18 protein-coding genes are annotated in these 20,607 nt (G+C 54.4%); 5 read left to right on the top strand and 13 right to left on the bottom strand.

Annotated elements, in window-relative coordinates; all coding sequences use genetic code 11:
• Positions 1-122: 122 nt before the first annotated feature.
• Positions 123-857 carry an outer membrane permeability protein SanA gene (gene sanA / locus AAH450_RS02055; protein WP_342908679.1) on the top strand — a complete coding sequence of 245 codons (735 nt, stop codon included), beginning with the start codon at positions 123-125 and terminating at the stop codon, positions 855-857.
• 184 nt (positions 858-1,041) lie between these two features.
• On the opposite strand, the gene mglC is transcribed toward sanA, so the two are convergent.
• From mglC to AAH450_RS02020, 7 genes are all read right to left on the bottom strand, one after another.
• The gene (mglC, locus tag AAH450_RS02050) at positions 1,042-2,052 is read right to left on the bottom strand and encodes a galactose/methyl galactoside ABC transporter permease MglC (protein ID WP_342908678.1); all 1,011 of its coding nucleotides are present in this window, start codon (positions 2,050-2,052) and stop codon (positions 1,042-1,044) included.
• A 19-nt stretch (positions 2,053-2,071) separates the two neighbouring features.
• Positions 2,072-3,592 carry a galactose/methyl galactoside ABC transporter ATP-binding protein MglA gene (gene mglA / locus AAH450_RS02045; protein WP_342908677.1) on the bottom strand — a complete coding sequence of 507 codons (1,521 nt, stop codon included), beginning with the start codon at positions 3,590-3,592 and terminating at the stop codon, positions 2,072-2,074.
• A 67-nt stretch (positions 3,593-3,659) separates the two neighbouring features.
• Entirely contained in the window at positions 3,660-4,655 is a 996-nt protein-coding gene (mglB, locus tag AAH450_RS02040) for a galactose/glucose ABC transporter substrate-binding protein MglB (RefSeq protein WP_318790924.1), read from the bottom strand.
• A 311-nt stretch (positions 4,656-4,966) separates the two neighbouring features.
• The gene (gene galS / locus AAH450_RS02035; RefSeq protein WP_342908676.1) at positions 4,967-6,007 is read right to left on the bottom strand and encodes an HTH-type transcriptional regulator GalS; all 1,041 of its coding nucleotides are present in this window, start codon (positions 6,005-6,007) and stop codon (positions 4,967-4,969) included.
• 151 nt (positions 6,008-6,158) lie between these two features.
• Positions 6,159-7,325 (bottom strand): DUF418 domain-containing protein YeiB, encoded by a 1,167-nt coding sequence (gene yeiB / locus AAH450_RS02030; protein WP_342908675.1) that lies wholly within the window; start codon positions 7,323-7,325, stop codon positions 6,159-6,161.
• 22 nt (positions 7,326-7,347) lie between these two features.
• Positions 7,348-8,013 carry a GTP cyclohydrolase I FolE gene (folE, locus tag AAH450_RS02025; protein ID WP_318790921.1) on the bottom strand — a complete coding sequence of 222 codons (666 nt, stop codon included), beginning with the start codon at positions 8,011-8,013 and terminating at the stop codon, positions 7,348-7,350.
• Positions 8,014-8,138: 125 nt separating this feature from the next.
• Positions 8,139-9,275: a YbfB/YjiJ family MFS transporter gene (locus AAH450_RS02020; RefSeq protein ID WP_342908674.1), complete on the bottom strand. Its 1,137-nt coding sequence runs from the start codon at positions 9,273-9,275 to the stop codon at positions 8,139-8,141.
• A gap of 128 nt (positions 9,276-9,403) precedes the next feature.
• Between AAH450_RS02020 and ptrR the strand changes: the two genes are divergently transcribed.
• The 3 genes from ptrR to fghA all read left to right on the top strand — a co-directional run bounded on the left by ptrR (position 9,404) and on the right by fghA (position 12,462).
• Positions 9,404-10,279, top strand: coding sequence for a putrescine utilization regulator PtrR (gene ptrR / locus AAH450_RS02015; RefSeq protein WP_342908673.1), 876 nt, complete (start codon positions 9,404-9,406; stop codon positions 10,277-10,279).
• A 202-nt stretch (positions 10,280-10,481) separates the two neighbouring features.
• Positions 10,482-11,606: an S-(hydroxymethyl)glutathione dehydrogenase/class III alcohol dehydrogenase gene (locus tag AAH450_RS02010; protein WP_342908672.1), complete on the top strand. Its 1,125-nt coding sequence runs from the start codon at positions 10,482-10,484 to the stop codon at positions 11,604-11,606.
• A 13-nt stretch (positions 11,607-11,619) separates the two neighbouring features.
• On the top strand, positions 11,620-12,462 hold the full coding sequence (gene fghA, locus AAH450_RS02005; RefSeq protein WP_342908671.1) for an S-formylglutathione hydrolase: 843 nt from the start codon (positions 11,620-11,622) through the stop codon (positions 12,460-12,462).
• 110 nt (positions 12,463-12,572) lie between these two features.
• Here fghA and cirA read toward each other — a convergent pair whose 3' ends face one another.
• The 3 genes from cirA to AAH450_RS01990 form a co-directional block, all read right to left on the bottom strand.
• Positions 12,573-14,540: a catecholate siderophore receptor CirA gene (gene cirA / locus AAH450_RS02000; RefSeq protein WP_342908670.1), complete on the bottom strand. Its 1,968-nt coding sequence runs from the start codon at positions 14,538-14,540 to the stop codon at positions 12,573-12,575.
• Positions 14,541-14,707: 167 nt separating this feature from the next.
• The gene (locus AAH450_RS01995; protein WP_342908669.1) at positions 14,708-15,496 is read right to left on the bottom strand and encodes an ABC transporter ATP-binding protein; all 789 of its coding nucleotides are present in this window, start codon (positions 15,494-15,496) and stop codon (positions 14,708-14,710) included.
• The gene (locus AAH450_RS01990; protein WP_342908668.1) at positions 15,493-16,575 is read right to left on the bottom strand and encodes a FecCD family ABC transporter permease; all 1,083 of its coding nucleotides are present in this window, start codon (positions 16,573-16,575) and stop codon (positions 15,493-15,495) included. The genes AAH450_RS01995 and AAH450_RS01990 overlap by 4 nt, the downstream gene beginning before the upstream one ends.
• Before the next feature lie 444 nt (positions 16,576-17,019).
• On the opposite strand from AAH450_RS01990, the gene AAH450_RS01985 reads away from it, so the two are divergent.
• Positions 17,020-17,553 (top strand): hypothetical protein, encoded by a 534-nt coding sequence (locus tag AAH450_RS01985; protein ID WP_342908667.1) that lies wholly within the window; start codon positions 17,020-17,022, stop codon positions 17,551-17,553.
• 147 nt (positions 17,554-17,700) lie between these two features.
• Here AAH450_RS01985 and AAH450_RS01980 read toward each other — a convergent pair whose 3' ends face one another.
• From AAH450_RS01980 to AAH450_RS01970, 3 genes are all read right to left on the bottom strand, one after another.
• Positions 17,701-19,167, bottom strand: coding sequence for an amino acid permease (locus AAH450_RS01980; RefSeq protein WP_342908666.1), 1,467 nt, complete (start codon positions 19,165-19,167; stop codon positions 17,701-17,703).
• Between the two features lie 190 nt (positions 19,168-19,357).
• Positions 19,358-20,224 carry a DNA-binding transcriptional regulator YeiE gene (gene yieE, locus AAH450_RS01975; protein ID WP_342908665.1) on the bottom strand — a complete coding sequence of 289 codons (867 nt, stop codon included), beginning with the start codon at positions 20,222-20,224 and terminating at the stop codon, positions 19,358-19,360.
• A 9-nt stretch (positions 20,225-20,233) separates the two neighbouring features.
• A complete protein-coding gene (locus AAH450_RS01970) occupies positions 20,234-20,605 on the bottom strand; it encodes a YkvA family protein (protein ID WP_342908664.1) in 372 nt (123 codons plus the stop codon).
• Positions 20,606-20,607: the final 2 nt, after the last annotated feature.

Raw genomic sequence — 20,607 nt, 5'->3', positions numbered from 1 at the left:
GAGATTTTCCTGCCCGCTTATCGTGCGAAAACCCATCAACCGGCACGCTGTCACTTGCTTCACCCCGCCAGCTCAAGTAGCCTTGTTTCACCCTTTTTTTGCAAGTCTGAGCGCTGTCCGGCATGGTAAAACGCTTGATATATGGTCTGATTATCATCTTAACGCTGATGGTGATGACCGCGCTCGGCCTGGATCGCTGGATAAGCCTTAAAACTGCGCCCTTTGTTTATGACAATCTGAAGTCATTGCCCCATCGCCAGGTAGGCGTGGTGCTGGGGACGGCTAAATATTATCGCACCGGCGTGATTAATCAGTATTACCTTTACCGCATGCAGGGCGCGCTGAACGCCTATAACAGCGGCAAGGTGAACTATCTGCTGCTGAGCGGCGACAATGCGCTACAGAGCTATAACGAACCCATGACCATGCGTCGCGATCTGATAGCGGCCGGAGTAGATCCTGCCGATATCGTGCTGGATTATGCCGGTTTTCGTACGCTGGACTCGATAGTACGGACGCGCAAGGTTTTTGATACCAACGATTTCATTATTATCACGCAGCGCTTCCACTGCGAGCGCGCGCTGTTTATCGCGCTGCATATGGGCATTCAGGCCCAGTGTTATGCCGTCCCTTCGCCGAAAAACATGCTGAATATTCGGGTCAGAGAAGTGGGTGCGCGGCTTGGTGCACTAGCTGATCTGTTCCTGATGAAGCGTGAGCCGCACTTCCTTGGCCCGATGGTGCCTATTCCGGCCCGTCACGAAATCCCAGATGATGCCCAAAGCTATCCTGCCGTGACGCCAGAGCAGCTGCTCGAATTACAGCAGAAGCTGGAGCAGGAGCAGAAGAAGTCCTGAACTGACGGGCCTTTCTTACACTCTCTTCCCCTTATCCCCCAGACTGCTGGCCTCCCGGACGTTAAAGTTACCTGAGCTGAAGATAGCAGCCCGGCCTTACATGCCGCAGCGGGAGAGGAGAGACAAATAAAAACGCACCGGACTTTCATCCGGTGCGTTTCAGGTAGAGTGCTACTGCTGAAGATTATTTCTTACGTGCGTACTTCAGGGAGTCCAGCGCCACGGCGAAGATGATGATGCCGCCCTTGATAATGTACTGCCAGTAAGGGTTAACGCCGATATAGGTCAGGCCGTAGTTGATAACGGTGAAGATCAGCACACCCGTTACCACACCCGCTACCGTACCCACGCCGCCGGCAAAGGAGACGCCGCCCACTACGCAAGCCGCGATGGCGTCAAGCTCATACATAAAGCCGAGGTTGTTTGTCGCCGAACCGATACGTCCTGCTTCCAGCATCCCGCCAAAGGCGTAGAAGACACCAGAGAGCGCATAGATCAGGATCAGGTTGAAGTTAACGTTCACCCCTGACACTCGCGCCGCTTCCGGGTTACCGCCGATAGCAAAGATATTTTTACCAAAGCGGGTTTTGTTCCACAAAATCCAGACAAAGAATACCGCGATAGCCGCATAGAAGGTGATGTAGGAGAGCTTAAAGTCACCGAAGCGAATAAAGCCCTGGGCAAAGGTTGAAAACTTCTCGTCAAAGCCTGCAATCGGTGACGCGCCCACATAGTCGTAATAGAGCGAGTTGATGCCGTAAACGATGATCATCGTGCCCAGAGTGGTGATAAACGGCGTCACCTTCAGGTAGGCGATGATCAGGCCATTCACCAGACCAATGATGCCACCAATTACACACACCGCCAGGATCACCAGTGGGATTGGCACCGTGTCCATATGGGGGAACACTTTATTGGCATTATCCATCGCCTGTAACAGCGTGGCGGCGACAACCGCAGCCAGACCAACCTGACGGCCCGCTGAAAGGTCAGTACCCTGGGTGACAATCAGCCCGGCCACGCCCAGCGCAATAATTACACGCACGGATGACTGGGTAAGAATATTACTCAGGTTCATTAAACTTAAGAATGTTGGATCCTGGAAGATAATGATTGCCAGCAGCACCAGCAACACAACATATATCCCGCCCTCTTTTAACCAGGTGAGCGCACTTTTCTTATTTACTGCTTTCATGGTAACAGCCCTTACCCTATTAAAGGTGCAACGATGCTAAACGTAATATTTCGTTTTGCGTTGTCGATTTTGTTTCTACTATGCCCGCAACCATGCCGTTACTCATTACCAAAATCCTGTCGGTAATGCCTAAGAGTTCTGGCATTTCAGAAGAGATAATAATGATGCCTTTATCCTTCTTCGCCAGCTCTGAAATTAGCTGATAAATCTCAAACTTCGCCCCGACGTCAATGCCGCGAGTGGGTTCGTCCAGCATTAATATTTCCGGCTGTGTTAACAGCCAGCGACCAATAATCACTTTCTGCTGGTTCCCACCGGAGAGCGAACCTATGGCAGTATGATGTCCTGGCGTTTTTACCCGCATTGCGTCAATAACCCATTGCGTGTCGCTTTTCATCCGGCTGTTATCCAGCAGGCCAATACTGTTTTTGTATTTACGGATATTGGAGATCAGCGAGTTAAAGCCGATATCCAGAAACGCATAAATACCGGTAGCGCGACGCTCTTCGGTCACCAGAGCAAAGCCGTGGTTGATCGCTTCGTTAGCGCTGTGGTTATTAATTTTTTTGCCGTGCAGCTTAATGGTGCCGCCAGACTTCTCGCGGATGCCGAACAGGGTTTCCACGATATCGGTACGCTTCGCCCCTACCAGACCCGCCACGCCCAGGATCTCACCCTTACGCAGGTCAAAAGAGATATCCCGAATTGAGGGCTGACGCAGAGAGGTCAGGTTACGCACCTCCAGGATAGTTTCACCGGGCACGTTGCTTTTGTCCGGGAAACGCTGGTTCAGCGAACGCCCAACCATCATGGAGATAATCTTATCCATATCCAGCCCTTCCAGCGGCTGAGTGGCGATCCACTGGCCGTCGCGCAGGATGGTGATTTCATCACAAAGCTGGAAAATTTCTTCCATTTTATGAGAAATATAGACAATGCCGCAGCCACGCTCTTTGAGTTTACGAATAATGGTGAATAAGTGGTTCACCTCTTTTTCAGTTAAGGAAGAGGTTGGCTCATCCATAATCACGATTTTAGCGTCATAGGAAAACGCTTTAGCAATTTCGATCATCTGCATCTGTGAAACAGAGAGAGAAATAACCTTGTCGCGTGGATCAATATCAATATCCAGTTCATCAAAAATAGCTTTTGTATCACGATACATTTTATCGTGATCAACAAAGAATCCTTTGCGCGGGTAACGTCCCAGCCACATGTTATCCATGACCGTGCGCTGTAGTACCAGGTTTAACTCCTGGTGAACCATCGACACGCCATTTTCCAGCGCCTCTTTGGAACTTTTAAAATCAATCTCTTTACCCTGAAAAAGAATGCTCCCCGAATCTTTACTGTAAATGCCAAATAAGCATTTTAATAAGGTCGACTTCCCTGCTCCGTTCTCACCCATCAGGGCGTGAACAGAATGAGGGCGAATTTTTAAATTCACGTTATCCAGTGCTTTAACCCCAGGAAATGACTTGCTGACATCGGTCATTTCCAGCAGATATTCGCGCTGTGTTTGCACTTTATCACTGCCCATAATTCTACCCGGCATAATGTGGCGAGAAACCAGGCTGGCGGATCGGCCAGCCTGGTACAGGTAAGGCTTATTTAGTGAACTGAGACAGATTCTCTTTATCAACCGGTACGTAAGCTACGCGCACAACTTTGCCTTCAAGTTTGTAGTTGGTGCCTTCGGTAGCCGGTTTGCCATCTGCCAGGTTTTTCGCCATATCGAAGGTGGCTTTAGCCTGGTTTTCCGCATCGTTCAGCACGGTGCCGGCCATTGCGCCAGATTTCACCATCGCCAGCGCTTCTGGCAGGGCATCCACACCAAATACCGGTACCGCAGATTTGTTGTGCGCTTTCAGCGCTTCTACTGCACCCATCGCCATCGCATCGTTGTTGGCGATAACCACTTCGATTTTGTTGCCGTTCGGGCCAGATAACCAGGCATCCATCTTGTCTTTCGCCTGGGCGGTATCCCACATAGCGGTATCAAGGTGCAGCTGCTGGGTTTTCACGCCATCTTTGTTCAGCGTGTCGATAACATATTTAGTACGCGCTTCAGCATCCGGATGTCCCGGTTCACCTTTCAGCAGCACAAACTGGATCACACCATCTTTGTTCAGATCCCAGCCTGGCGTCGATTTCCAGTGTTTTTCAATCAGCTCGCCCTGCTTCACGCCAGACTCTTTCGAGTCGGTGCCGACGTAATAAGCTTTGTCATAGCTGGCCAGCGCTTTCGCTGTTGGCTCTTTGTTGAAGAAGACAATTGGAATGTCGTTGGATTTGGCTTTACTGATCACGACCGCAGCCGCAGCCGGGTCAACCAGGTTAATGGCCAGCGCCTTCACGCCTTTTGCTACCAGTACGTCAATCTGGTCGTTCTGGGTGGACTGGCTGTTCTGTGAGTCGTTCATCAACAGCTGAACACCGCTGCTGTTTTTCGCTTCTTTCTCAATGTCTTTGCGCACGACGGACATAAAGTTGTCATCGTATTTATAGATGGTCACGCCGATACGGGTGTCGGCAGCGTGAGCTGTTGCACCAAACATCATGCTGGCAACCAGGGCAGTGAGGGTGAAAGCCTTCTTATTCATGGTATCTCCGGTTTTTATGTAGGGTCTTACTCACCGTTTTGCTGTTGCGAGTCTGCCAAAACGGTTATTTTCAGGCCCACGCAAATGTTATAAAAACATTATCTGAGGCCGCTTATTTGTTAAAAAAAACCCGACTTCCCTGTACGGTGAAGCTTCCAGAATGCTGTGTAATGAACTGTTTCACAGAGCGCGTATCGGCCGGTATGGGGGGACCCAGCGACGTTACATAATGTTTCAACCCCTGCAAGTTGCTGTCATCATAGAGAAGCTGATGTTAATTAACTGTGAATACACTCACAAATTGAAAACGGTTACACCGCAGAATCGCTTGAGTTAGTGATCGGCGCCACATTTTGCCGGGTCGCCACGGAATGGCGGCGAACCAGCGTCGGCATAAAGCAGTGCTCGGCGTTGATATCCAGTTCGCCAGCGGCGCCCTTCAGCGCCAGCTCTGTGGCGAGTTTTGCCATAGAAACAATCGGATAGCGAACAGTTGTGAGTTGGGGGTCGGTATACCTTGAGATAGGGATATCGTCAAAGCCCACCACAGACAAATGCTGTGGCACCGCAATGCCATTATCTTTCAACGCCGCCAGCGCGCCTGCTGCCATGCTGTCGTTGTAGGTAAAGACTGCCGTGAGATGAAGATTACGCCCCAGCAGCTCCACCATTGCCGCTTCTCCCCCCTGCATATCGGGTTCCGCGCTGGCAATCCAGCTCTCAGGAGGCGTAGCGCCCTGCTCTTCCAGCGCCTGCTGCCAGCCTTCACGGCGCTGATTCACATCCTCGATAGGATGGCTGGAACCCAGGTAGCCAATGCGCTGATGCCCCTGCTGTTGCAGCATCCGCGTTGCCATCAGCGCGCCGCTGACGTTATCCAGACAGACGCAACGATGGGCATAGCCCGGTATGGTGCGGTTAATCAGCACCATTCCCGGCACCTGATCCATCAACGAACAGAGTTCAGCATCGGGCAGCGCCTTGGCATGGACCACCAGCGCATTGCAACGCTGACGGATCAGCACCTCAATCGCATGGCGCTCTTTGTCAGCCTGATGGTAAGAGTTGTTGATAAGTACATGTTTTTGCATGCGTTGCGCTACGGTATCCACCGCTTTCACCAGCGCACCAAAGAAGGGATCGGAGACATCCATCACCACCACGCCAATGGTGTCGCTAATCTGTGTCGCCAGCGCCTGGGCGTTAGCATTGGGCCGGTAGCCCAGCCCTTCCACAATTTGCAGAACCATCTCACGGGTCTCAGGCGTTACGGCGGCGCTGTTATTCAGCACGCGTGATACCGTAGCAACCGACACGCCCGCCTCGCGGGCCACATCACGGATGGTAATCATAGGCGATTACCTGAGGAGTTTAAAATTTGCATAGCCCTTCCTGAGACACTGTTCTGGGGGCTATTCTGGCAGGGGTTGAACGCGGGCTACGTGAATCTCGTCACAAGGATGAAAACGGTTACATACAATTCTGCAACCTTTGTGAGCTGCGTCATTCTCCGGCAGGCGTTTTTTGCAGCGGCTTGCCGCCGGTAAGCTGGGTCAGCTTACGCCAGAGCGCTTCCAGCGGGCCATGGCGAAAATGGTGCAGCCACAGCACCGATAGCAGCATATTGACTGCCCAGACAGCAGGCACCACCGCAAGCAGTTGCAGACGGTCCAGCTTGTTAAACAGGCCAAAGCGGTCAAATAACGTCGTGCAGATTAGCGTCTGTAGCAGATAGTTACTTAATGCCATGCGTCCGACGCAGCTGATAACCTGAACGATGCGCAGCCGCGAAAGCGTCGGCCAGAAGCCGTAGCAGAGCGCCGCATAGCCGACAGCCTGTAACGGTGCCGCCAGTTCGCGCGGCACTTGCAGGAAGAAGGCCGCCCAGCGAAACGCCCAGCCGGTTTGCCATTGCAGATAAATAGCGGGTAACTGAATAAGCCAGGCCAGGGAGATCAGGAGCAGCGCCATATGACGATAGTGACTCAGAGTGCGCTCGCCCCTGAGCCAGCCGTTGCGCATTAATGCCCCACCCACCATCATTAATCCTGCCAGCTGCCAGCCATACTGCGCCGCCAGCGCCATCAGTGCAGAGGAGAAGCGGTCCAGCCTTCCCTGTATCGCCTGCCAGCCACCCTGCGTATGCCAGAAGGTTTCATACTGAATATTGGCAATACCGGGCAGCCAGGAGCTGTTCGGCTCGGGGCTGGTGCCCATCCCAAGGATAATCAGCACCGCCGTCCCCACCACATAGAGCATCACGCCGGTATTCAGCAACTGCCGGGAGCTGGGCACATCGCGGATCATCCGCCATACCACCAGCCCCACCAGACCGTAATCCAGCAGAATATCGCCATCCCAGAACAGGAGGTTGTGCAGCAGACCAATCAGCATCAGCCAGCAGAGACGGGACTGAAGCCAGCGCTTGCCACGCGGCAGCAATAATTGCAGGCTGGCGCCAAACAACAGCGCAAAGAGGCTGAGGAATTTGACCTGCGCAAAGAGATCCATCGCCGCCCAGACCAGAACCTCGCCTGTTGCCGGGGCGTTTCCCTGCCAGGCTGGATTGAGATAGGCCGCAGAAGGCAGCCCGAAGGCCACGATATTGAGTAACAGGATCCCCAGAATGGCCAGGCCGCGAATAAAATCCAGCGTGTGAATGCGTGGCATCTGGCGTTCCTGTAGGCAGTGACTAGCTGTGACGCACCGCGCGTAAAAATTCCTGGCGGGTGTTCTGGCTGGACTTGAACAAGCCACCCAGCGAGGTGGTGGTGGTCGCGCTGGTGGCATCACGGATGCCGCGAGCCTTCACGCAGTAATGCACAGCATCAATAGAGACCGCCACGTTGGTGGTGCCAAGCAGCGTTTGCAGCGCCACCAGGATCTGCTGGGTCAGACGTTCCTGAACCTGCGGGCGCGAGGAGAAGAACTGCACGATGCGGTTGATTTTAGAGAGGCCAATCACCGTGTCTTTTGGAATGTAGGCGACGGTTGCCTTACCATCAATAATCACAAAATGGTGTTCGCAGGTGCTGGTCAGCGTGATATCGCGCACGGTAACCATCTCATCGACCTTCATTTTGTTCTGAATAACGGTGATTTTCGGGAAATTAGCATAATCCAGCCCCGAAAAAACTTCATTCACATACATCTTGGCGATGCGGTGCGGTGTCTCTGCCAGACTGTCATCTTCCAGGTCGAGATTCAGCAACTGCATGATTTCGGTCATATGGCCGGCAATCAGGCGTTTACGGGTTTCGTCATCCATTTCACGCGCAGGTGGGCGTAACGGGGTTTCCAGTCCACGGGCTAACAGCGCCTGATGAACGAGTGCGGCTTCCTGACTTAACGCAGCCATGGTGATTCTTCTCCAGCTGGTGAAACTCCGGCCCTTAACAGGGCCGGCATAAATTCTGAGGCGGTATTTTGGTACACATTGCGACGTTAATCCAGTGAATCAACTTAAACCGCCGTGAAACAGTTTCATTCAGCCGCCGGATCGCGCCGCCAGACCAGCGCTCCGGCAATCACCAGCCCCGCTCCGGCTACATAGAGCGCAGGCTCCAGCTGGTGCGTCAGTGCGGTGGAGACCGCCGACAAAAGCGGCCCGACCAGCTGCCCTACCGCATAGACAGTAGTGAGCAGGCCCGCCAGATAGCGCGTATGTCGCGGCGCCATTTCGCGGCCATATTGCAGGGAGAGCTGCACCACACAGAGGAACCCGCCACCAACCAGCGCCGCACCAATTGCCAGGCCGCTGATGCCAGGCAGGATATCGGCACAAAATACGCCAGCGGCCTGCGCCCATAAAGCTATCGCCAGCCGGGTATTCGCCTGCCCATACTGACGGGTAAGAATGCCCAGGCCAATCCCCACTACGGCGGCACCGCCAAAGATCGGCCAGATGTACTGCGCAATGTGGCTGTCGGGAAAGCGGGAGGATGCCATTTGCGACAGGAAAGTGGCGGGAAGGATATAGCCGAATCCGGCCAGCGCATAGCTCCAGACCAGCTTCTTCAACCCGGCCGTCAGCACCAGCGGCTCGGGAGCCGTTTCCGGCCGATGCAGCTCTCCTTTACGCGGAAGGTTGCGGGCAACCAGCCCCACCAGGATCAGCGCCAGCACGCCATAAGCAAACCAGGCCCAGGAGGCGGTCACGTTATGCGAATGCAGCGCGACTGCCAGCATGCCGCTAAGAAAAATTCCGGTACCCGGCCCGGCAAACACCGCCGCGCTCAGGCCGGGGCGTCCCAGCCTGTACAGCTGTTCATTGCTCCAGGCGGCAATCAATACCAATGCCCAGCCGCTGGCCCAGCCAATAAAGAAGCGAATAATGCCGTGCAGCCATGGCCCGGTAACGCAGGCAGAAAGCAGGGTCAGGATCACCGCTCCCCAGACGCCCACTTTCAGGCGCAGCTCCACCTGCTGCGTGGCCCGCATCGCATTCCAGGAGCCGCAGAGATAGCCCAGGTAGTTGAACGCAGCAACCACCGCCGCACTGGTGAGCGAAAGCTGATGTTCGCCAATCATTAAAGGCACCTGAGGTGTGAAGGCGAATCGCCCGATCCCCATCGCCACCACCAGTGACAAAAACGCGCTCATTGCTACGCGAAAAGCCATGACCACTCCTTACCCTTTTTGGTTGAAAACGGCATCATTGCCGACAATCGGTTGCCAGTATCCTGCCTGATGGTTAAACTCACGGAAAGTGAATAATTATCAGGAAGTTGTTTACGTAATGAGAAATCATGGATCTGACCCAGCTTAAAATGTTCTGTTCAGTAGCCGAAACGGGTTCGCTTGCACGCGCCGCTGAGCTGTTGCACCGCGTGCCCTCCAATCTGACTACCCGCCTGCGCCAGCTAGAACAGGAGTTGGGTACCGATCTCTTTATCCGGGAGAAGCAACGGCTGCGCCTTTCGCCCATGGGCCATAATTTTCTCAGTTACGCCCAGCGCATTCTTTCGCTGAGTGAAGAAGCGAAGAGTATGACGCAGAGCGGCGAACCCGGCGGGCCTTTTGCACTGGGTTCGATGGAAAGCACTGCTGCCACCCGTCTGCCCACTTTGCTGGCTGCCTATCACCAGCGCTACTCCTCGGTAACGCTTTCGCTGATCACCGGCACCTCTGGCGAGATAATTGCGCGCGTGCGCGAGGGGACGCTGGCGGCAGCTCTCGCTGATGGCCCGATCCGCGTGGATGAACTTAACAGCTGTCTGGCATTTCGGGAACAGATGGTGCTGATCTCAAGTATTACGCATCCGCCGATCGAGCGCCCGTCGGACGCCGCGGGCGATACGCTGTTTGCCTTTCGTCCCAGCTGCTCTTATCGCCTGCGGTTTGAAAACTGGTTCCGCAGCGCGGGCGTGCAGCCGGGCACCTTTATGGAGATACAGTCCTATCATGCGATGCTGGCCTGTGTGGCCAGCGGGGCCGGGCTGGCTTTACTGCCGGAGTCCGTGCTTGATCAGATGCCAGCCAAAGATCGCATTCAGCGCCATCCTCTTCCTGATGAGGTGCGCGAAGCTTCCACCTGTCTGGTCTGGCGTCGGGATGCCTTCACCCCCAACGTGGAAGCCCTGAAATATCTGATGATTGAACAATCGGACGCTACGGCCTCCTGATAACCCGTAACCGGGTAAATATTCGTCCATACTGATTAACCGTACTGTTTTTAAAATTACCGGGTGTTACTGCCGCACTCAGACTGAACCCGACCAGCATGCACTTATCGCAGCGTACCAGAGTACGTGAGGCTGGTAGGCGCAGCCCGGTTCAGCAAGGCAAGCAGCATAGCCGGAATACCCTTAAATGGAGAAATGATCCATGCAAATGATTAAAACTCGCGCAGCGGTTGCCTGGGCTGCGGGTGAACCGCTTTCCATCGAAGAGGTGGATTTAATGCCGCCGCAGAAAGGCGAAGTGCTGGTACGCATTGTCGCCACGGGGGTTTGCCATACCGACGCTTACACCCTTTCCGGTAAAGATCCCGAAGGCGTGTTCCCGGCTATTCTGGGACATGAAGGGGGCGGCGTGGTGGAAGCCATTGGCGAAGGCGTGACCAGCGTGGCCGTGGGCGACCACGTTATTCCGCTCTACACGCCGGAATGCGGCAAGTGTAAATTCTGCCTTTCGGGCAAAACTAACCTCTGTCAGGCGATCCGCACCACGCAGGGCCAGGGATTGATGCCGGACGGCACCACGCGCTTCTTTAAGGATGGCAAACCCATTTTCCACTATATGGGGACTTCCACTTTCTCTGAGTACACTGTTATTCCGGAAATCTCACTGGCGAAAATCAGTAAAGAAGCGCCGCTGGAAGAAGTTTGCCTGCTGGGCTGCGGCGTCACCACCGGTATGGGCGCCGTAATCAACACTGCAAAGGTCAAGGAAGGCGATACTGTGGCCATTTTCGGCCTGGGCGGCATCGGACTTTCGGCGATTATTGGTGCCAAAATGGCCAAAGCGGGTCGCATCATCGGCATCGACCTTAATACCAGCAAGTTTGATCTGGCGAGCAAACTGGGTGCCACCGACCTGATAAACCCGAAAGATTACGATAAGCCGATTCAGGAAGTGATAGTCGAAATGACCGACGGCGGCGTCGACTTCTCCTTTGAGTGCATCGGTAACGTCAATGTTATGCGTTCCGCTCTGGAATGCTGCCACAAAGGCTGGGGCGAGTCGGTGATTATTGGCGTTGCCGGTGCCGGTGAAGAGATTTCAACCCGTCCTTTCCAGCTGGTAACCGGTCGTGTCTGGCGCGGTTCCGCTTTCGGCGGCGTAAAAGGCCGCTCGCAGCTGCCAGGTATTGTTCAGCAATATCTGGACGGCGAATTCCAGCTTAACGACTTTATTACCCATAACCTGTCACTGGATGAGATCAACGATGCCTTTGAGCTGATGCACGAAGGCAAGTCGATCCGTTCCGTTATACATTTCAAAAAATAGATCGGGAGGATCGATGCCATCTACTCTGGAGCTTCTGGAAGAACACCGACTGTTTGGCGGCTGGCAGCAGCGCTACCGCCATCCGTCAACCGCACTCAACTGCCCGATGACCTTCAGCATTTTCCTGCCGGGGCCAAAGAGCGACGCGCCACCGCCGGTGCTGTTTTTCCTCGCGGGGCTGACCTGCACAGACGAAAACTTCTCTACCAAGTCAGGCGCTCAGCGGCTGGCCGCAGATCTGGGGATTGTACTGGTGATGCCGGATACCAGCCCGCGCGGCGAGAATGTGGCGAATGATGAAGGCTACGATTTGGGCCAGGGGGCGGGCTTTTACCTGAATGCCACGCAGGCACCCTGGAGCGACCATTATCGCATGTATGATTATCTGAATGAGGAGCTGCCAGCGCTGATCGCCAGTAATTTCAACGTCAGCGATCGTCAGGCTATCATGGGGCATTCAATGGGCGGCCACGGCGCCATTATGCTGGCACTGCGCAATCCGGAGAAGTTTACCTCTGCCTCTGCCTTTGCGCCGATTGTTAACCCGGCGGAAGTGCCGTGGGGGCAAAAAGCCTTCAGCAGCTATCTGGGTGAAGAGCGGCAGGCCTGGCGTGAATATGACAGCTGCTGGCTGATGCAGCAGGCCACCACCGCGCTGCCGATGCTGATCGATCAGGGCGACAGCGATCAGTTCCTTGCCGATCAGCTGCATCCGGAAAGGCTGGAAAAAATTGCTCAGGAGAAAGGCTTCCCGCTGACCGTGCGTATACAACCAGGTTACGACCACAGCTATTTCTTTATCGCCAGCTTTGTGGAAGATCACCTGCGTTTCCATGCGCAGCATCTTCTGGCATAAAGTAAAACTTCTGCCACCCGTTCGGGTTCAGAGCAAAGCGCTTTTGCGCTGAACGGCAGCAAAAAAGCCGGGCAATGCCCGGCTTGTTGTTGCTGAAGAGACTTAGCGGATCAGAACGTATAGTCCACCGCCGCAAAATAGCGACGGCCATCTTCGTTATAGCTGTAGCTGTCGCGGCTGAGATCCTTGTCCGCCAGATTCAGCACCCCTGCCCGCAGCTTCACCGCTTTGGTGGCCTGCCACGATGCGCCGCTATTCCACAGCAGATAACCACCAGGGGTGACGCCATCGTCATTCAGCGTCCGCCGCTGGCCCGAGTAATTAGCCTGTAGGTAGAACGCCCAGTCCTGCAACGGCGTCCAGTCCAGCGTGCCGTTTGCGGTGTGTAGCGGCAGCTCCTGAAGCGGCTTGTTGCCACCCTCGCTTAAATCACGCCCGTCGGTATAGGTGTAGTTCAGCGTCAGCTTCCAGGCGTCGTTAAACGGGATCTTCACTTCCGTTTCCAGTCCGGTGATCCGTGCCTTGTTGACGTTGTAATAACGGAAAACAGGTTTGCCGCTCTCATCAAAGCCAACAAAGTTGCTGTAGCCCGGTGCGAGGGAAGCTGAAGGGGTTCGGGAGATGCTGATCATATCCTCTACGTTGTTCTGGAAAGCGGTGACGCTACCGGTCACGCCATCCAGCCAGCCTTCATCACCGGCGTAATAAATGCCCAGCTCAAAACTTTCGCTGGTTTCCGGCTTCAGCTCCGGGCTGCCGACAACGGCACAGCTGCCCCGACAGGAGTTGGTTTGCCAGTCCGGGCTAAGCTGTAACAGCGAAGGTGCCTTAAAGGCGTTGGCCCAGCCCCCTTTTACCGTAACGGTATCGGTGGCGCTGTAAACCAGATAAGCACGCGGGCTCCAGTGGTCACCATAGGTCTGGTGATCGTCCATACGTACGCCGGTGGTCAGCGCCAGCGAGTCAAAAATTCGCCATTCGTCTTCCACAAACAGCGCATACTGGCTGGCGGAAGTCGCGCCGCTGCCCGTGAGGTTGACCGGATCTTCCAGCTTGTCGTGACGCACTTCACCGCCAAACGTCAGCAGTTGACTGATATCGGCCAGCGGCAGGATCAGCTTGCCATCCAGCGAGTTGTTTTTAGCAATGATGTTCTGCCCGCTGGTGTAGTTGTCTACCCGATCGCCGTAAAAACGCAGTTCGGTATTACCCCAATCCCAGCGACCGTTGTGACCAACGGAGTAGTTCTGGCGTTCAAGGCGGTTTTTATCCAGCGAGTCAGAATCGCGATCCTGACGATCGAGGCCGTAGCCGAAGGTCATATCCTGATCTCTGGTTGGTGTAAGCGAGAACTCCACATTCCCGTCGCGGGTAGTGTAGCCTTCAATGCGCGGGCTAAGGCCGCTGTCTGAGGTGGCGGACGCCTGCTGGCTGTCTTTTTCACGCTTGCCCAGGCTGCCATACACTTTTACCCCCAGCAGATCGTCGATTAACGGCCCGCTGGTAAAGAAATTACCGTTATAGCTGTCGCCGCGATCGCGATGTTCCTGAACCATGGTGTCCGCACTCAGCGTGCCGTGCCAGGCTTTGCCGACTTTACGGGTGATGATATTGACCACGCCGCCAAGCGCATCAGAACCATAGAGCGAGGACATCGGCCCACGAACCACCTCGATGCGCTCTATGGCGTCCGCCGGGATCCAGTTGAGATCAAAGTCGTTGTGGCGGAATACGGCGTTTCGTGAGTTTACGCGCTTGCCGTCAATCAGGATCAGCGTATAGCTGCTGTCCAGACCGCGCAGGCTGATACCTTTACGGTTATCCCCTTCATTGGTCAACTGCACGCCAGGCACATCGCGCAGCACATCTTTGAGGTTCTGAACCGGTTTTCGTTTGATATCTTCAGCGGTGATCACGCTGATACTGGCAGGCGCGTCTTTAAGGTTAACTTCTGTGGCCGAAGCGGTCACCACCATAGTGTCATCTTTATCTTCTGACTCAACGGCGGAAACCGGAAAGGTAAAGGCGAGCGCGGACGCGCACAGCCCGCAGCGTATAACGGGATTTAACCTGAACATGCTTTTCTCCATGAGGCGCATATAGAATAAGTGTCATCAATACCTTTTGCTCACACTTAATCAGCAGAGTTCACTCTGCTGTAAATTCCCGGTATCTTCCGGTTTTCTGTTTACGTTATTATCCGGGCGACTTTGCGCCGCCCTTTATTGTTTGCCTTGCCGGACTATTAAAACCCAGGTTCGGTCACCAGGCCATCGATCAGCACCTGCGGCGTACCCTGCGTGCAACGCTCTATGCGGCCCTTCACGCCATAAACTCTCGCCAGGCTTGCCGGGGTGATCACCTCTTCCGGTAAGCCATCGGCAATTAATTCACCGTTCTGCAACATTAATATATGCTCGCCATGGCGCAGCGCGATATTAATATCGTGCACCACCACCACCGTAATAATATTGCGTTTTCGCGTTTCTCTGCGCACCAGATCCATCACGTGGAACTGGTAATTTAAATCCAGCGCGCTGAGGGGTTCATCCAGTAATAACAGTTCAGGCCGGCGAATTAATGATTGCGCCAGCCCCACCAGCTGTTTCTGACCGCCGGAAAGTTGATCGAGATAGCTTAAAGCCAGATGCGAAATACCAAGCTGTTCGAGTATCGCCATAACTTCCGCTTCGCTGGCTGCGCTGCTGCGTCCACCAGAGGCGCGCTGGGCGACGATGATCGACTCCAGCACGTGCAGATGGACGCCCGCAGGCAGCGACTGCGGCAGATAAACCACTTTTTCTGCCCGCCGCGCGAAAGGTTGCGACATCAGCTCGGTGCCGTTCAGCCAGACTTCGCCCTCGGCACGATTCAGTCCGGCCAGCGAGCGCAACAGCGTGGATTTACCGCAGCCATTTGGCCCCAGCAGCACGGTGATCTTACCGCGCGGCAACAGCGGCACGTTGAGATCGCTGATAATTTTACGTTTAGGATAACCGGCGTGGAAACCGCTGATACGTAAGCCTTCCATCACACACTCCCCCGATGGCGCAGAATTATACTCAGGAAGAACGGCACGCCCACCAGTGAGGTCACGATGCCAACGGGAATAATTACCCCAGGGATCAGATTTTTCGACACTACGGAAGCCATCGACAGCACCAGCGCCCCGGTAAGCGCGCTGGCTGGCAGGTAGAAACGGTGATCCTCACCAAAAATCATTCGGGCGATATGGGGTGCCACCAGACCAATAAAGCCAATCGGGCCGACAAACGCCACCGCCAGCGCCGAAAGGATACTGATGCGCAGCAGCGTGCCGAGGCGAAGGCGGCGAACATCAATACCGAAACTCACAGCCCGATCTTCACCCAGGCGCAGCGCCGTGAGTTTCCAGGAACTCATCATCGAGAACGGCACAAGAATGACCAGAGCAAGCGTCAGTACGCCCAGTTTCTCCCAGGAGGCTCGGGCCAGGCTGCCCATAGTCCAGAACACCAGCCCCTGAAGCGTGTCTTCGCTGGCGATAAACTGCATCATCGAGACCAGCGCGTTAAAGGTGAAGACCAGCGCAATGCCGAACAGCACCACGCCAGAGGTAGCCACCCGAGTCCAGCGCGTGACGCCATCCAGCATCAGGGCAGCAAACAGGGCAAAGACAAAGGCGTTAGCAGAGATAAACCACTGGTCAGGGATGCCGGGAAGACCAATACCCAACACGATAGCCAGCGCAGCGCCAAAGGCAGCGGCAGAAGAGACGCCCAGCGTAAATGGACTGGCCAGCGGATTATTGAGGATGGTTTGCATTTCAGCACCGGCCAGGCCAAGCGCGAGGCCGACCACCACCGCCATCAGCGCATACGGCAGTCGGATCTCCCAGACAATGACCCGCGTGCCCGCTTCCACTGACTGAGGGGAAAGCAGCGTGTGCCACAGCGCTTGCAGCGATAAGCCGGAGGGGCCGAGGGTGAAATCCAGCACCAGCGAAGCGAGGATAGCCAGCACCAGCGCGCTCATCATCAGCAGACGGTGACGTAACATATGATGGTAACGGCCCATCACGCCTTCTGCGGGCTGCCTGTCGGCGTACTGTACGGGGTCGTGGGTTACACTCATTCTCAATACCTGTAATAACTCTGATCCAGCCGCGATGATAAAGAGAAAGTTGTAACACTTACCCCCTTAAGGGTAACGATTCTCCTTTCAGCGCGCTCTTTATTCCCCGTACGACGCGCCAGAGCAGTAAGAGCCGGGGCGGGACAGAGAGGAAAAGTGACGGCGGTAACAATAAAGCAAATGATAATAGTTATCAATAATATTTGTAACATCAGCTTACAGACGAAAAAAGGCGCGGGATCCGCACTGTTTTTCACCTGTCGTTTGAGGTTGTTACCATGATGTTCATAATTTTTTCGACTGAATATTTTTGATGAACATCACGAAAAAATAGCATTACTTTTTGTAAGGTTAAATGTGTACCCTAAGCGAATACAGTTCACGCTAAGCAAAAATATTTTATTAAGGACGTAATTTGTCAGAGCAAGCATAAAAGGAATTAAAATGAACGTACTCTCAAAAAAAGAACTCCCTGTTGTTTCCGGAAGTGGCGCCAATTCTAACTCTGAATTTAATATAAGCAGAAACAACACATCAAGAAACCATGGCTCAGCATATAGTGGCGTTGATTCATGCGGAGCCGGAATACTCGGTGGTCTTGTAGCTGGTATGGCCGGAGGGCCTGGTGGTATGGCTTTAGGCGTTGTTGGCGGTATGATCGCTGGTCAATGCACAAATGACAGTTTCCGTAAGGGGAATGGCGGCGGCGGTGGGTCCGCCCCTAACTATGGCGGACAGTGCACATGCCAGGTTCACCCAAAAAAGCAGGAAAACCTGATGAAAGCTTTTTTCTATTATTTAGTCTATTTCCTCCTGTTTATTATGGGGTTCAGACTTCTCAATAATGCTCACATTCTTGACTTTGATACCCCCTCCAGGAGCGAGTCATTTTCTAAATTTGTCATTATGATTATAGTGCTTTTAGCGGTAACACGTTGGGGGATAAAAGTTTATAAATATTTAACGGATTATAAATAACAGTAAGGGCTGAAATAAGGAAAACAACTTTTCCTCATTTCAGCCCCAGCGTTATTTCCAGTGACGATCATGACTTTTCGGCACTTGATGACAGGTAGCGCACTCATCAATCATGCACTGCCGCCACCGCCAAACTTTGCCGCTACGCTACTTTTCAAATTTCGGGAATTCCATCTCGCTGTACTTCACAAAGCGGGACTTTTTTGTCAGCTTATAGCCGAACCAGATAATCAGGAACAGCGGGATGCCGATATAGGTGGCCGCCACGCCGTACCAGTCAATGGTATCCGACAGGAAAGCCTGATAATTCTGCCCTAAGGTAATGATCAGGCAGAGAACAAAGGCAAAGATCGGCCCCAGCGGGAAGAAACCGGAAAGGTATGGCAGGTCGGCCAGATCCAGCCCCTGAGCAACATATCCCCTGCGGAAACGATAGTGGCTGATGGCGATACCCAGCCAGGCGATAAACCCGGTCATGCCCGAGGTATTCAGCAGCCATAAATAGACGGTCTGGTTACCAAACATCGAGGTCAGGAAGCAAAGCCCTGCAACTACCGTTGTGGCATACAGCGCATTGCGTGGGACGCCGCCCTTTGACAGTTTGCCAAAGATGCGTGGCGCTTTTCCTTCACGAGCAAGGGTAAACAGCATCCGCGTTGAGGCATACATACCAGAGTTGCCCGCAGATAATACCGCCGTCAGGATCACCGCATTCATCACTGCCGCCGCCGAGAGCAGGCCAGCATGCTTAAACACCAGCGTGAACGGGCTGACGCTGATATCAGTAACATCGTTACGCAACAGGCTTGGATCGGTATAAGGGATGATCAGGCTGATCACCAGGATCGCCAGCACGTAGAACAGCAGGATACGCCAGAACACCTGACGAACCGCGCGGGGAATGTTCTTAGCCGGGTCCTCAGATTCACCCGCCGCAATACCTATCAGCTCCGTCCCCTGGAAGGAGAAGCCAACAATCATCGCCACGCCAATCATCGCAGAGAATCCACCCGAGAACGGCGCATCGCCAATCTGCCAGTTCTGCCAGCCCGCGGCTTCCCCACCCCGCAGGATGCCGGTAATCATCAGCACGCCTACCGCAATAAAGATGATCACCGTGACCACTTTGATCAGCGAGAACCAGTATTCCGCTTCACCAAACCCCTTCACGGAGATGTAGTTCAGCAGAAAGATAATGCAGAGGAACAGCGCGCTCCAGATCCAGCCTGGCGTGTCCGGGAACCAGTAGGTCATCACCAGTTGCGAAGCCACCAGATCGACAGCGATGGTGACGGCCCAGTTGTACCAGTAGTTCCAGCCGAGCGCGAAGCCGAAGCCCTCTTCCACATAGTTGGCGCCGTAAGTGGAAAACGATCCCGAGACCGGCATAAAGGCCGCCAGCTCACCGAGGCTGGTCATCAGAAAGTAAACCATCAGGCCGATCAGCACATAAGAGAGCAGCGCGCCACCCGGCCCTGCCTGAGAAATGGTGGCGCCAGAGGCCACGAATAAGCCGGTTCCGATGGAACCACCAATGGCGATCATTGTCAGATGACGCGCCTTTAACTCACGCCGCAGCGCAGGTTGTTGTGTTGTTTTTGTGTCCTGAACCATCTTGAAATGCTACGTCCTGGTAAAAATAAGGCGCGATTGTAGCAAACTGACCCGACAGGCATAGTGATTCCGCGCCGTTATAAGATAGGTTCATGATCGGCGCAAAATTATTAGTTTGAATCTTTTTATCCCTACAAAAGGCAGAGAGGGAGAGTGACTCCGGCCTGCAAAAGCGAGGCCGGGAGCAAAGCTACTCGGTGCAGTAGCTTAAGAAACGCAGCAGGGATTTTGACAGATGCTTCTGTCGGTGATGTATGCGGTACAGGGTACGCTTAAGCCTGGGCAGCGGTACAACCACCTCTTTTAGCGTACCCACGGCAAGCTGCTCCGCTATCACCCGTCTGGAAAGACAGCTGATCCCCATGCCGTGACGCACGGCATGTTTAATCGCCTCGGAATTACCCAGTTCCAACGCCAGCCGGAACTGCGGCAAATGTGAAAGCAGCAGATAGTCCACAATTTCCCGCGTACCCGATCCGTGCTCACGCAGGATCCAGGGCGCGGCGGCCAGCGTCTCCAGCGTCACGGGCTGGTTAAAGATCTCCGCATCAGGTGCGGCAAACACCACCAGCTCATCCTCCAGCCAGGGTTCGCTGAGGATATCAGGCATATGGCACGGCCCCTCAATCAGTCCGATATCCACCCGAAAGTCCGCCACGGCAGTAATGGCATCCATGCTGTTGCCCACGCTGAGTTCCAGCGGCAGTTCAGGATAATCCTTTCGCCAGCCAGCCAGCATACCGGGCAACAGGTAGTTGCCGATAGTACTGCTGGCATAGACGCGCAGCGCGCCGTTATCTTCCCGGAACAGTTGTTCAATCTCCGTCGCCTGCTCAAGAAGCGCTACCGTGCGGGGATAGAGCAGACGACCGTGCTCGTTGACGACCAGTCTCTTGCCCACGCGGTCAAAAAGCTGCACGCTGAGCTGGTTTTCCAGATCCGCCAGCGCGGCGCTGACCGCAGACTGGGAAAGCGAGAGAACCTGCGAAGCCTGGGTGGTCGAGCCGCTTTTCAGCACCTCGGCAAAGACCTCAAGCTGCCTTAATGTGATATGCATGGCGGTTCCCTATGCGCTGTGGCGATAAATCAGATAAATTATCAGGGCGATCCAGACCAGTAGCAGCACGCCCAGCCCACTGAATACTTTTTTCCCTCTGGCGCGCTGAAGCTCTGCCCTGGAGCGGCTGCTGTTTCTGATTGCCGCTGGCAACAGACGCAACAGCAGCATCATGCCAAAGGGGACGATAACGGCATCGTCCAGCAGACCCACCACCGGGATAACGTCCGGGATCAGGTCAATGGGGCTGAAAGCGTACGCCGCCAGCCCTGTGGCCATCAGCTTAAACCGCAGCGGCGTGCGGGGATCGCGACAGGCGAACCACAGGGTCAGCGCATCCTTTTTGACAAGTTTTACCCATTTCCGCAGTCGTCCAAACACAG

This window comes from Erwinia magellanica, assembly GCF_039023495.1.
In the GTDB taxonomy this organism is placed as follows: domain Bacteria; phylum Pseudomonadota; class Gammaproteobacteria; order Enterobacterales; family Enterobacteriaceae; genus Erwinia.
Note: the sequence above shows the minus strand (reverse complement) of the source record. Positions and strands in the feature narration are given on the sequence as shown.